This is a genomic window from Hymenobacter arcticus (assembly GCF_054779975.1).
The window spans coordinates 180,561-193,451 of the sequence record NZ_BAAGXF010000009.1 but is presented as its reverse complement, the minus strand read 5'-3'; the positions used below and the strand labels follow the sequence as shown (position 1 = coordinate 193,451).

Annotated in this window: 8 protein-coding genes; 4 read left to right on the top strand and 4 right to left on the bottom strand. The window is 61.4% G+C overall.

Annotated elements, in window-relative coordinates; all coding sequences use genetic code 11:
* Positions 1-43: 43 nt before the first annotated feature.
* Positions 44-2,449, top strand: a complete 2,406-nt coding sequence (locus ACYVGC_RS16100) for a hypothetical protein (protein WP_460584868.1) — start codon at positions 44-46, stop codon at positions 2,447-2,449.
* A 38-nt stretch (positions 2,450-2,487) separates the two neighbouring features.
* On the opposite strand, the gene ACYVGC_RS16095 is transcribed toward ACYVGC_RS16100, so the two are convergent.
* From ACYVGC_RS16095 to glgP, 3 genes are all read right to left on the bottom strand, one after another.
* Positions 2,488-3,147: an SOS response-associated peptidase gene (locus ACYVGC_RS16095; RefSeq protein WP_460584867.1), complete on the bottom strand. Its 660-nt coding sequence runs from the start codon at positions 3,145-3,147 to the stop codon at positions 2,488-2,490.
* Positions 3,148-3,308: 161 nt separating this feature from the next.
* The gene (locus tag ACYVGC_RS16090) at positions 3,309-4,376 is read right to left on the bottom strand and encodes a T9SS type A sorting domain-containing protein (RefSeq protein WP_460584866.1); all 1,068 of its coding nucleotides are present in this window, start codon (positions 4,374-4,376) and stop codon (positions 3,309-3,311) included.
* 169 nt (positions 4,377-4,545) lie between these two features.
* Positions 4,546-6,195: an alpha-glucan family phosphorylase gene (gene glgP, locus ACYVGC_RS16085; protein WP_460584865.1), complete on the bottom strand. Its 1,650-nt coding sequence runs from the start codon at positions 6,193-6,195 to the stop codon at positions 4,546-4,548.
* Between the two features lie 247 nt (positions 6,196-6,442).
* Between glgP and ACYVGC_RS16080 the strand changes: the two genes are divergently transcribed.
* From ACYVGC_RS16080 to ACYVGC_RS16070, 3 genes are all read left to right on the top strand, one after another.
* Positions 6,443-8,302 carry an alpha-amylase family glycosyl hydrolase gene (locus ACYVGC_RS16080; RefSeq protein ID WP_460584864.1) on the top strand — a complete coding sequence of 620 codons (1,860 nt, stop codon included), beginning with the start codon at positions 6,443-6,445 and terminating at the stop codon, positions 8,300-8,302.
* Positions 8,303-8,409: 107 nt separating this feature from the next.
* The gene (locus tag ACYVGC_RS16075; RefSeq protein ID WP_460584863.1) at positions 8,410-10,239 is read left to right on the top strand and encodes an alpha-amylase family glycosyl hydrolase; all 1,830 of its coding nucleotides are present in this window, start codon (positions 8,410-8,412) and stop codon (positions 10,237-10,239) included.
* Positions 10,240-10,314: 75 nt separating this feature from the next.
* Positions 10,315-11,784, top strand: a complete 1,470-nt coding sequence (locus ACYVGC_RS16070; RefSeq protein ID WP_460584862.1) for an MFS transporter — start codon at positions 10,315-10,317, stop codon at positions 11,782-11,784.
* Between the two features lie 64 nt (positions 11,785-11,848).
* Here the strand turns inward: ACYVGC_RS16070 and ACYVGC_RS16065 are convergent, their stop codons facing one another.
* Positions 11,849-12,829 carry a zinc dependent phospholipase C family protein gene (locus tag ACYVGC_RS16065; protein WP_460584861.1) on the bottom strand — a complete coding sequence of 327 codons (981 nt, stop codon included), beginning with the start codon at positions 12,827-12,829 and terminating at the stop codon, positions 11,849-11,851.
* Between the last annotated feature and the right edge of the window lie 62 nt (positions 12,830-12,891).

Sequence of the window (12,891 nt, the reverse complement as noted above, 5' to 3'; positions counted from 1 at the left end):
AAGAGATTGAACGAACGGTTACTACCTATTAGCTTGTAAACAAATGCGTTGGATTTTTACCCCATATTTTCACCGGGCAGGTAGTTTAATACTAGCTTTCGGGCTGCTAGCCACCGCCCCCAGCTACGCCCAGGCCCCCGACTCGCTGGCCACCCTGGGCCGCAAGCTGGGGCAGTACCAGCGGCAGGCACTGGTAGAGCAGCTGTTCTTGCACCTCGACCGGCCCGCCTACGTGGCTGGCGAAACGTTGTGGTTCAAAGCCTATGCTGTGGAGGGCACCGCGCACCGGCCGCTAACCATGAGCAAGGTAGCCTATGTGGAGGTGCTCGATGCCGCCCAGCGTCCCGTGTTGCGAGCCAAAATTGCCTTGGTGCAAGCCATGGGCCAGGGCGCGTTTGAGTTGCCCCCCGACCTGCCCACTGGCCGCTACACCGTGCGGGCCTACACCAACTGGATGAAGAACGCGGGCCCCGCATTTTACTTTCATTGCCCGATTACGGTAGTCAACACCTTGCAGGGCATGCCGGTAGCGCCCTCTACGGCGCAGGCCGGGCCGGTCTATGGCATACAGTTTTTTCCCGAGGGCGGGCAGCTGGTGCGGGGCCTGCCGGGCCGGGTTGCCTTCAAAGTAACTGACCAGCAGGGCAATAGCGTAGCCGCCGCGGGCACGGTAACCGATGCCACCGGCACCACGGTAGCCAGCTTCCAAACGCTGAAGTTGGGGCTGGGTAGCTTCCTGCTCACCCCGGCCGCGGCGGGGGCCGCCTACCAAGCCACCGTGCGGCTGCCGGGCGGCGCAGTAGTCACCAGCAAACTACCCGCCGTGGCCGAGCAGGGCTACGCGCTGCTCGTAACCGACGACGGCCCCACTCAGCTCACCGTGGCCGTGCAAACGCAGCCAAGCGGTGCGCTCGCCGAGCCGCTGCGCCTGCTGGCCCACACCGGGCAGCAAGTAACGGTGGCTGCCACGGCGGCGCTGACGGCCGGGCGCGCCACGTTTCAGGTGGATAAGCGGTCGCTGCGGCCGGGCATCACGCATTTCACGGTGTTTAGCGGGCAGCGGCCAGTGGGCGAGCGGCTGTATTTCCGGCGGCCCAGCCACCAATTAGTTATTCAGGGCAAAGCTTCAGCGGCGGCGTATGGGCCGCGTAGCCGCGTGCAGCTGCAAGTGGGCGCGGCGCAGCCAGCAGCCTTATCGCTGGCCGTGTACCGGCTCGATTCGCTGGCCACCGCGGCCGCGGCCGACATCAGCAGCTACCTGCTGCTGGCCGCCGACCTGCCTGGCTTTATTGAGGATGCGGGCTACTACTTCCGCGATTCCAGCGCCACGGCCCAGCTGGCGGCCGACAACCTCATGCTCACTCAGGGCTGGCGGCGCTTTAAGTGGGAAGATGTGGTGGCTGGCCAAGCTCCCACCCACACCTACCCGCCCGAGCTCAACGGCTACCTGCTGCAAGGCCGTATCAGCCAGCCTACTGGCGCACCCGCCAGCGGGATACCGGCGTACCTGTCGCTGCCCGGCCGCAACTTCAAGTTTGCCAGTTCCCTGAGCCGAGTCGATGGTGTGGTGCAGTTTGAAATGCCCGATTTTTACGGGCTGCGCAAGCTGGTTTTTCAAACCAACTCCATGCGCGACAGTACCTACCACATCGAGTTGCTAAGCCCGTTCACGGCGGGTGGCGGCGGCAGTGCGCCGGGGTTGGCACCCTTGTCGGTACGCTTCACTAATGCACTCAGCGAAAGGCACTTACAGGTGCAGACGCAGCGCGAGTTTCAGACGCAAGTGCCCCGCTACCGCGCCGTGCCCGGCGACACGCTCGCCTTCTATGGCCAGCCCGACGAGCAGTTTCGGCTCGATGACTACACCCGCTTCCCATCGCTGGAAGACGTGATGCGCGAGTACGTGCCGGCCGTGCTGGTGCGCAAGCGCAAAGACGGCTTTCACTTTGTTGTGATTGACCGTCCGCGGCATATCAACTTGAAAGACAACCCTTTGACGCTGATTGACGGCCTGCCCGTGTTCAATATCAACCAGCTCGTGGCCTTCGACCCGCTAAAAATCAAGCGGCTGGAGGTGATTGCCAATCGCTACTTTCTAGGCCAGCAAGTATACGATGGCGTGGTGAGCTTTAGCACGTACAAGGGCGACCTAGCCGGGTTTCCGCTCAACCCGCACGCGCTTATTGAGGAGTACGAGGCGATGCAGGTGCCGCGCGAATTTTATACGCCGCACTACGACACTGAGGCCCAGCAGCGCAGCCGCCTGCCCGACCTGCGCAACCTGCTCTACTGGAACCCCGACGTGCGCCTGACCGCCGGCCAGCCCCAAACGCTCGACTTCTTCACCTCCGACCAAGCCGGGCGCTATCTCGTTGTGGCGCAAGGCCTTACGAAGGATGGGCAGCTGGGCAGCACCAGCTTTACGCTGGATGTAAAGCCTACATTGTAAATGGCTGCACAACAAGTAGTTACATAACTAGTTGGTTTTCACGCTGCTTCTAGCACTTCAGCATCGTTGTGGGCGGGCGAGTTGACGCGCGTAGTGATGGCGTACTCTTTCATCAGGGCCGTATTGTAGGGCACAAGCAACTGCTGGTGTTGCGCCGCGCCCAGGTCGTCGGCGAGCCAGGCGCGCTCGGCTTCGGGGCCGGGCAAGATGACGGGCATCCGGTTGTGGAGCTTGGCCATCAACTCATTAGGCTCGGTGGTGATAATGGTGAACGTGGGGTGCAGCTCCCCGGTGCTGCGGTCCAGCCACTCGTCCCAGAGCCCGGCGAAGGCAAACGGCTCCTCACTTTGCAGCAGAATGCGGTGCGGAATTTTGCCCCGCTCGGTGGCCTGCCACTCATAAAATGAGTCGGCCAGCACCAGGCAGCGCCGCCGCGCCAGCAGCTGCCGGAAACTAGGCTTCTCGGCCAGCGTTTCGGCGCGGGCGTTGATGGGCTTGGGGCCCGTGGCCGGGTCGCGGCTCCAGCTGGGTACCAGGCCCCACTTCACCAGCTGAATCTGGCCGGGCGCGGCGTTGGTGATGATGGGGAGCGCCTGCGAAGGCGCGGCGTTGAACGTAGGCGCCTGTTCAGTAGGCTGGGCGTTGAAACGCTTTGCTAACGCTGGCGCGGGGGTAATCAGGGTATAGCGACCACACATGGCGGGTAAAAGGGAAAATTTCGGGAAACGGACGAGCTCTCCCCCTTTACGGCTCAACTACCCCACCAGATTAGCAGAGGTAATCCGTAGGCAGTACTAAAAGCAGGCTTTTTGATTTTAAACATGCTGCTTCAGGTAGTTAAAATAATTTCCCGCGGCCCTCACTCCAGCGTTATGCGCTGACTACTTACCGCCCCATCTGCCCGCTGCACCCACAGCGTGTATAGCCCCGCCGGCAGGCTGCGCACTGCCAGTGTGTGCGCATCGCCCGTGTCGGGCAGGGCTTGGCTCAGTACCGTCTGGCCAAGCGCATTGAACAAACGCACAGTGGCCGCGGGCGCGGCCAGGCTGGCGGGTAGCCGCAAAGTCAGGCGGCCGCCGGTAACGGGGTTGGGATAGACCTCGAGGATGCCCGCCCCGGTGCGGGCGGCCGCCACCCCCAGCACCCCCTCCAGCTGGGCAGTAACGCGGGCCGAGTTGGTGGTCGTGGGCTGGCTAGGCGCGGGCGGGCAGATGGTGGAAACGCTCACCGTGTACCCCACGCCCGGCCGCAGGCCCCGCAGCAAGACGGGCGGGGTTGGCGGGGCGGGGGCCACCACCTGCACTGGCCCGCCCGCTGCCTGGTACGTAACCTGGTAGCCCGAGGCACCCGCCACCGGCGCAAACGAAACACTGGCCACCGAATCGGTCAGGCGCGTGAGCCGCACGTCGCTGGGTTTCACGCAGGCCGCCGAATCCACGAAGCTGCACTGCAAATTCAGCTCGAAAGCACCCGTTGCCGTGGGGCTGGTGCCCGTCACGAATAAAAAATACTGAACGCCGGCCGTGGCCGGAAACGACAGCGTGGACGCGCTGCCGCAACCCGGCGCGTTGTCGTTGCCGCCCAAGCAGCCGCTGTATCTGTCGAATGCGAACAGCCGGGTGTCGAAATCCGTGGCTACCCCGCAGGTGCTGGCCTGGTACGTGCCGCTGGTAGGAGCCGTGAACCGATAAAACAGGCCCGGCGTGCCCAGGGAGGTACCAGCGCAGGTGCCCCGCGGGGCATTAGCCACGCGGGCCCCCGCCGTGCTGGCCACCAGGCCCTGCCCACAGGCAATGGGCAGGGCCCTGGCAAGGGAGTCGTTCGGGGGCGGCGTTTGGGCGTGGGCCGCCAGCGCTGCCCCACTGAGCAGCGTCAGCAGCAGCACCAGGCGGCGAAAACTAGCGAAGCGTAATGGGTTGGTGCGCATTGGCGTAACAGGTTAAGTTTTAGCAACCATCTGGAAGCTAACTAGCATCTGCCCAATTGGTTGCCTTCTTTGATGGGAGTTAGCTTAAAATGCCAAAAACCCCATCTGACTTGCGTCAGATGGGGTTTCAAAGTAGGCTTATTGTCGCTGGGCCAACGCGGCCCGGTTCCTACGCCCTGTATAGCTGCTCGTAGTACTCCTTGGCCATGCGGCCGCTCTCGAACTCGGGCTCCACGTCCTTCATGCCGGCTTTCACCACTTTGAGGAACTGCTTGGGCTGGTCGTAATACATTGGCACCACCGTTTTTTCGAGCACGGTGAGCAGGTTGTCGGCCTCCAGGGTGTCCTTTTGGTCGTCGGGCAGGGCCACGTCGGCGTGCTTGATAATGAAGCAGTTATCGCCGTCCTTGGCAAACTCCGGAATCCAGCCGTCGGCGATGCTCACGCCTACGCTGGCGTTCATGGCGGCCGTCATACCGCTGGTGCCGCTGGCCTCGCGGGGGTAGCGCGGGGTGTTCAGCCACAGGTCGGAGCCTTTCTTCATCTCGGCGCTCAGGGCCAACTCGTAGCCCGTGAGCACGGCGCAACGCTTGAGGCTCTTGGTTTTGCGGATAATATTGTTGAAAATATCAATCGCACCGTAATCTTTCGGGTACGGCTTGCCGGCCCAGATAACTTGCACCGGGCGCGCATCATCACTCACCAGTTTCACAAAGCGCTCAAAATCACGCATAATGAGGTCGGCGCGCTTGTAGGCGGCAAAGCGGCGGGCCCACACAATGGTCAGCACGTCGGGGTCGAGGAGCGTGCCGGTCTGGTCGGCCACGATTTTGAAGAATTCTACTTTCATGGCGCGCTTGCGGGCCAGCAGGGCGGTATCATCCTTTGCCTTGAAGGCGGCAGCCAGCGCGGGGTCGCGCCAGTAGGTGCCGTTTTGGGCGTTGGTGATGGAGATGATGGGGCAAATACCCTCATAGTGGCCCCACATTTCATTGGCCACTTCGCCGTGCACCTTGCTCACGCCGTTGGCCTTGCGGGCAAAGCGCAGGGCGGTGAGCGTGTAGTTGAGCGCGTCGCCATCGAGGCGGGCTACCCGGCGAATTTCGTCGAGCGGCACGCCAGCAAAGAAGCTCATATCTTGGAGCAGCTTGATGGGGCGCTCCTCGTTGCCAGCCAGCTCGGGCGTGTGGGTAGTGAATACCAGGCGCTTTTGCACCTCGGCCAGGTCGTGGTTGTGCTTGGCGTAGAGGAAAAACGCTAGCGGCAGGCCGTGGCCCTCGTTGAGGTGGTAGATGTCGGTCTGACGGCCCAGGATGTCGAGCAGTTGCCCGCCGCCCGCGCCCAGCACAATGCTTTGGGCCACGCGGGTAGCCGCGTCGGGGTCGTAGAGGTGGTGCGAGATGGTTCGCGAGAGGTAGTCGTTTTCCTCAATATCGGTGGTGAGGAAGAACATAGGGGCGGTGCCAAACGTCTCGGGGGCCAGGTAGAGCGCCTTTACGTACACCTGCGCCTCGTGAATGATGACCGGGAACACAATGCCTGTGTCTTCCAGAAACGAGTACTGCTTGTGCAGAAACTCGGCCTTCATGGTCTGGTCGGGGTTGCGCACCTGGTCGTAGTACCCGTAAGTCCACAGCATGCCGATGCCGATGAGGTTTTGCTTGAGCTCGTAGGCCGAGCGCATGTGCGAGCCGGCCAGGAAGCCCAGGCCGCCCGAATAGATTTTCAGGCTCTGGTCGAGGGCAAACTCCATCGAGAAGTAAGCCGCGGCCGCCTTGTATTTGGCCGCTGGGGCGGCCATTTTAAATTGAAATGCCATGAAGAAAAGGGAGTGGTGCGTAGGTACTTGGTTGTGGCTAAGGCGGTTTGGTGCTGTAAAGGAAGCGCCCGCGCCCTAAAGCTAGCGGGGCAGCAAGGTAAGTCGGTGTATTTTGCTTTGCTGTTAGCCAGCTTGTTACCGCAATGGTTTGCGGAGCGAAATCGGCATTTTTCACTGGTTTTAACTCGTTGCGGCTAGCTGGCGGCGCACCTGCTTTTTCCCACCTTTCTCCCTCACTCTCTGACTTATGCGAATTTTTCGCTCGTTTTTCCTGGCGGCGGGCTCGGCCCTGCTGCTGGCTACCGCGCCGGCTCTGGCCGCGCCGCCCGCCGCGCCGGCTACTCGCATCGACCCCACTTATTGGTTTGTGGGCATGAAAAACCCCAAGCTGCAACTGCTGGTAAACGCGCCCGGCATCGCCGCCGACCAGGTAGCTCTGGCCACTTACCCCGGCGTAACGCTCGACGGCTTCCAGAAGCTCGAAAGCACTAACTACCTGATTGTGAGCCTCACGGTGAGCCCGCAGGCGCAGCCGGGCAAGCTCAAGCTGCAATTCACGGGGGCCAAGCCGTTTATCTACAGCTACGAGCTGCGCCCGCGCAACCAGGACCCGGCCCGCACGCAGGGCCTCACGCAGGCCGACTTCATCTACATGCTGATGCCGGACCGCTTCTCGAACGGCAACCCCAAGAACGACGTGGTGAAGGGCACCCGCGTGAACCACATCGCCCGCGACTCGATGTATGCCCGCCACGGCGGCGACCTGCAAGGCATTCAAAACCACTTCGCGTACTTCAAGCAGTTGGGCGTCACCACCATCTGGCCCACGCCGGTGATTGAAAACGACATGCCCAAAGCCAGCTACCACGGCTACGCCGTGACGGACTGCTACAAAGTGGACCCGCGCTACGGCACCAACGCCGAGTACGTGCAGTTTGTGAAAGCGGCTCACGGCCAAGGGCTTAAGGTGGTACAGGACATTGTGCTCAACCACTGGGGCAGCTACCACCACTTGTTTCTGGACAAGCCGGCGGCCGACTGGTTTCACCAGTTCCCGACCTTCACGCGCAGCAACTACAACGCTTTCGCCCTCAACGACCCCTACGGCTCCAAAATGGACCGCAAGCTGGAAAACGACGGCTGGTTTGACACCACCATGCCCGACGTGAACCAGAGCAACCGGTTGGTAGCTACCTATCTGATTCAGAACTTCTTGTGGTGGGTAGAAAGTACTGGTCTCGATGGCTACCGCATCGACACCTACCCCTATTCGGAGCTGAATTTCCTCATGGCCTGGGGCAAAGCCATTGCCGATGAATACCCCAAGCTGGCCATGTTTGGCGAGGCCTGGGAGGGCACCGAGGCCGAGCAGGCCTTCTTCGCCCAAAACATCCTGCCGCCCGTCAACGGCTTCAAGTCGAACCTGCCGGGCGTGCTTGATTTCCAGATTTGCTTCGGCATCAGCGACGCGCTGAAAGGCGACAACGGCGACCTCAGCAAGCTCTACCACGCCTTGCAGGGCGACTGGCTCTATACCGACGCCACGCGCAACGTACCTTTCCTGGATAACCACGACATGAGCCGCTTCTATTCAGTTATTGGCGAAGACTTTAACAAATATAAAATGGGCCTGGCCTGGCTGCTCACACTGCGCGGTACACCCCAGTTGTACTACGGCACCGAGGTGCTGATGAAGAACTTTTCGGACCCCGATGGCAAAGTGCGCGAGGACTTTCCGGGCGGCTGGGCCGGTGATAAAACCAACTACTTCACCACGCGTAGCGGCCAGGCCGGCGCGGCGTTCGACTACGTGAGCAAGCTGGCAAACTACCGCAAGGCGCACCCCGTGCTGAGCAGCGGCAAGCTCATGCAGTTTATTCCGCAGGATGGCGTGTACACGTACTTCCGCTACAACGAAGGTGGTGAGTGCGTGATGATTATCGCCAACAACACCAAGAACGAGAAGAAGGTAGACGGCACCCGCTACGCCGAGCGCACCGACGGCTTTTCGTCGGGCGTGGAAGTGACGAGCGGCGCGGCCATCAGCAACTTGAAGACCCTGACATTGCCGGCGCACACGGCTTGGGTGGTGGAGTTACGGAAGTAGCATTAAATCAGGATATTTCAGCGTGGCTTTCGCTACGCTGAAATATCCGGCTAGCCGCGCACGGCCGTTTGTTCCCTGTCCAACTACTTCTTACCTTACCGCCGCCTATGAAAAACCTAACGCTGGCGGCCGGCTTCCTGGCTTTATTCGCCTTCACTCCGACCCCTTTTCCCGTGGCCGACCCTACCTCTCCTGTTCAGGACAATGACTCGAACACCACTGCCGAAGTTCCGCAGGATAACAAGCTCATTATCTACCAGTTGCTACCACGCCTCTTCGGCAACAAAGTAGCCCTGAACAAGACCTACGGTACGGTGCTGGAAAACGGCAGCGGCAAGTTCAACGACATCAACGACCTGGCCCTCACCAAGATAAAGGAGATGGGCGTGTCGCACGTGTGGTACACCGGCGTGCTCGAACACGCCACCATGACGGCCTACCCCGCCGCCGGCCTGCCCGCCGACGATGCCGACGTGGTGAAAGGCCGCGCCGGCTCGCCCTACGCCGTGAAGGACTACTACGACGTGGCCCCCGACCTGGCCGTGAACAAGGCCAAGCGCATGGACGAGTTCGAGAGCCTCATTCAGCGCACCCACGCCCACGGCCTGAAACTGATTATCGACTTCATTCCCAACCACGTAGCGCGCTCGTATCACTCGGATGCCAAGCCGGCCGGCGTGGTAGACCTGGGCGGCCAGGACGATAAAACCAAGGCCTTCGCGCCCAACAACAACTTCTACTACTTGCCCGGCGAGCGCTTCGTGGTGCCCGCCGGCTACAACCCGCTCGGCGCGCTCAAAGGGCCCGGCGAAGATGGCAAGTACGCCGAGTTTCCGGCCAAAGCTACTGGCAATGACGTATTTACGGCCGCGCCTAGGATTGACGACTGGTTTGAGACGGTGAAGCTCAATTACGGCGTCGATTATCAGCACAACCGCGACTTGCACTTCGTACCCGTGCCCGACACCTGGAAGAAGATGCGCGACATCCTCGTGTACTGGACCGAAAAGGGCGTGGATGGCTTCCGCTGCGACATGGCCGAGATGGTGCCCGTTGAGTTCTGGGCCTACGTTATTCCGGAGCTAAAAAAGGTGAAGCCCCCGCTCATCTTCATCGGCGAGGCCTACAACGCCAAGGAATACAGCACTTACCTCACTAAGGGCCACTTCGACTTTCTATACGACAAGGTGGGCCTCTACGACGGCCTGCGCCGCCTGATGCGCCAGGAAGGCACCACGGAAGACATCACCCACGTGTGGCAAACGGAGAGCAAAGGCTTCGGCTCGCACATGCTGCGCTTCCTGGAAAACCATGACGAGCAGCGCATTGCGTCCAAGGAGTTTGCCACCGACCCACGGCGCGCCATTCCGGCCATGACGGTGAGTGCCACGCTGGGCAGCGGCCCCGTCATGCTCTACATGGGCCAGGAAGTGGGCGAGCCGGCCCTGGGCAGCGAAGGCTTTTCGAGCGCCGACGGCCGCACCAGCATCTTCGACTACTGGGGCGTGCCCGAGCACCAGAAGTGGATGAACCAGGGCAAATTTGACGGCGCCAAACTCAGCCCCGAGCAAAAGCAGCTGCGCGATTTCTACGTGCGCCTGCTCACGCTGGCGGGCAGCAGCGAGGCCATTCGCAAGGGGTATTTTTATGAGTTGCAGGATGCCAACAATCTCGGCAAGGAGTATGACCAGCGCAAGCTCTACAGCTTCGTGCGCTATACCAAGGGCCAGCAGGTGCTGGTAGTCGTCAACTTCAGCGATACCAAAACCTACAAGCCCAACCTGCTTATTCCGGCCGCCGTGTTGCAGCGCATGGGCCTCGACCCGCAACACGTGTACACCTACCGCGACCTGCTCAACGGCGGGGCTCCCAAGCCCGGCCTCAACCTGACCCTGGAGCCACTCAGTGCCATGGTGCTGGAGCTGAGCGCCAAATAACGGCGTTCACTTAGCTAAGGTAATGCCCTTGCTAAGAGCTACTTATTCTTTTCCCACCCTTTTGCTTCTACTCCTATGGCCGCTTCTGCCGTAGCCGCGCCGTCCAACTCGTTGCGCGTCAAGCCTCGCCTCAGCTTCTGGCAAATCTGGAACATGAGCTTCGGCTTTCTGGGCATCCAGTTTGGCTTTGCCCTTCAGAACGGCAACATGAGCCGAATTTTTGAAACCATGGGAGCCAAGGAAGACCAGCTGGCCTTTTTGTGGCTGGCCGCGCCCACTACGGGCCTGGTCATCCAGCCCATTATCGGCTACCTCTCCGACCGCACCTGGAGCGCGCGCTGGGGCCGGCGGCGCCCGTTCTTCCTCATTGGGGCCATCTGCGCCTCACTGGCGCTACTGGTGATGCCCCACGTATCGGCCCTGTGGATGGCGGCCGGCATGCTCTGGATAATGGATTCGAGCATCAACATTTCCATGGAGCCGTTTCGGGCGCTGGTGGGCGACATGCTGCCCAGCAACCAGCGCACCACCGGCTTCGGGGCCCAAACTTTCTTCATCGGCATTGGCGCGGTGGTGGGGTCGCTACTCCCCTATATTTTCACCAACTGGCTGCATTTCAACAACGTAGCCCCGGCCGGTGAGATTTCGCCCTCGCTGAAATATGCCTTTTACACCGGCGGCATCGTGTATTTCCTGGCCGTGCTCTGGACGGTTATCCGCACCCGCGAGTACCCGCCCGAAAACCTAGCCGAGTTTGAGGCCGAGAAAGCCCGCACCGCCGGCTTCTGGAACGGGGTAAAGGAGTCGTTTGCTGGCATTTCCGACATGCCGCGCACGATGCGGCAGCTAGCCATCGTGCAGTTTTTCAGCTGGTTGGCTCTTTTCTCAATGTGGATTTATGCCACGCCGGCCATTACCAGCCACATCTACCACACCAGCGATACCACTTCCAAGCTCTACAATGAAGGGGCCGACTGGGTGAACGTGTGCTTCGCGGTCTACAACGGTATTTCGGCGCTGGCGGCGCTGGGGCTGCCCATTATTGCCCGCGCCACCAGCCGCCGCGTCACGCACCTGATTTGCCTCACGGCCGGGGGCCTGGGCCTCATTTCTATCTACTTCATTGGTAGCGTGCCTATTACGAACTACGTAGACTTCGCTGGTCTGCACGTTCGTTCTGCCGCGCTGCTGCTGTTGGTGCCCATGATTGGCGTGGGTATTGCCTGGGCCAGCATCCTGAGCATCCCGTACGCCATGCTGGCCGGGGCGCTGCCCACCAATAAAATGGGCTACTACATGGGCGTATTCAACTTCTTCATCGTGCTGCCCCAAATGCTGGCCAGCGTCACGCTGGGCTACTTCACCAAGCACCTGTTCCACGGCGACTCGTCGCTCACGCTGGTGCTGGGCGGCTGCGCCATGATACTCTCAGGCTTGCTCACGCTGCGCGTGCACGACGCCGATGACATTCGCTTACCCAACAACATGACGCCCGCCGAAAACCTGGCCTACGACGTACTGGCCAGCTCTAACCCAAACGTCTAAGTCTTTACTATTCACTGTTTAAGCAAAAAGCCCGCTACATCAGCGGGCTTTTTTGTTTGAGCGGCTATTCGTCATGCCCCGGCAACGGCACTTCGGGGGCCGCCAGGGCTGCCTTGGTTTCCGCGGCGGCTTGCAGCCGCGCGGCACCCGAGGGCTGCTGGGGTAGTTTGGTCAAGTCGGGCTGGCCCGCATCGACCCAGCTCGTGTACCAGAATGCGCCAATGAGCCGGGCCGCGTAGCGCAGCTGCCGCTCCACCTGCCCGTTGAGTTGCCGGTGGTACGCCTGGCTGAACTCCCGCGAGTACGTGCGGATAGTTTGGTTGCCGCGCTGCTCGTAGCCGTATTTGCGGTCCTCGGCCAGCTCGGCCGACACGACTTTCTCCATCCTGAATACCGAATCGACAGCCGCGTGGGCCCGCGCCACGGCCGCCCAGGCGGCTTCAATGGGCTGCTCCAGGTACGGGGCCGGGCCGGTAAGCAGGTCGTAGTCAGCAGCTTGTAGCTCGGGCAAGCGCGACTCCCAAAGCGCATGGATGCCGCGCTGGCCCGTGAGCTGGCCGTTGTAGTTGCGGGTGGTGTGTAGGGGCACGCAGGCATCGGCCACGTAGTGCCCCAGGTCGGCGGCCAGGTATAGAATGCGGTCAGTGTCGCCGGCCTGGAAGGCGGCCGTGAGTTGGGCCTTCATAGTGGCCACCTGCCAGGGCACTATGCCGTGGTGCAGCAGCGAGTCCTCACCGCCCACCAAGGCCACGGCATCGGCGTAGGCGCGGGGCAGGCCGTGGGCAGTGAGGGCGCTGTCGCCGTACACATCCACATCCATAAAGTGGCGCGGGGCCTCGGTGGGCACCACCGTGCGCCGCGAGTCGGGCCGGGTGGCGTTAGTTGTCAGGTACTCGATATTACCCTTGAAAAACGGCAGCATTTCGGGCGGTAACGTGTATACCGCCAGCCGGTTGAGCAAGCGGTGGCCGAAAAAGCCCCAGGCCTGCGCGGGCGCATTTGGCCAGCTTGCCAACAGCAATAATAGCAATAGTTGTTTCTTCACGGGCCAAAAGATACGCGCCTGGTCCTCAAAGCACAAAGCCGGCGCACCTCATGAGGTACGCC

What these genes read in the sequence shown, in the direction of transcription:
- ACYVGC_RS16080 (WP_460584864.1), top strand. Translation starts at nt 6,443, where the DNA reads ATGCGAATTTTTCGCTCGTTTTTCCTGGCGGCGGGCTCGGCCCTGCTG.
- glgP (WP_460584865.1), bottom strand. Translation starts at nt 6,195, where the DNA reads ATGGCATTTCAATTTAAAATGGCCGCCCCAGCGGCCAAATACAAGGCG.
- ACYVGC_RS16095 (WP_460584867.1), bottom strand. Translation starts at nt 3,147, where the DNA reads ATGTGTGGTCGCTATACCCTGATTACCCCCGCGCCAGCGTTAGCAAAG.
- ACYVGC_RS16070 (WP_460584862.1), top strand. Translation starts at nt 10,315, where the DNA reads ATGGCCGCTTCTGCCGTAGCCGCGCCGTCCAACTCGTTGCGCGTCAAG.
- ACYVGC_RS16075 (WP_460584863.1), top strand. Translation starts at nt 8,410, where the DNA reads ATGAAAAACCTAACGCTGGCGGCCGGCTTCCTGGCTTTATTCGCCTTC.
- ACYVGC_RS16090 (WP_460584866.1), bottom strand. Translation starts at nt 4,376, where the DNA reads ATGCGCACCAACCCATTACGCTTCGCTAGTTTTCGCCGCCTGGTGCTG.
- ACYVGC_RS16100 (WP_460584868.1), top strand. Translation starts at nt 44, where the DNA reads ATGCGTTGGATTTTTACCCCATATTTTCACCGGGCAGGTAGTTTAATA.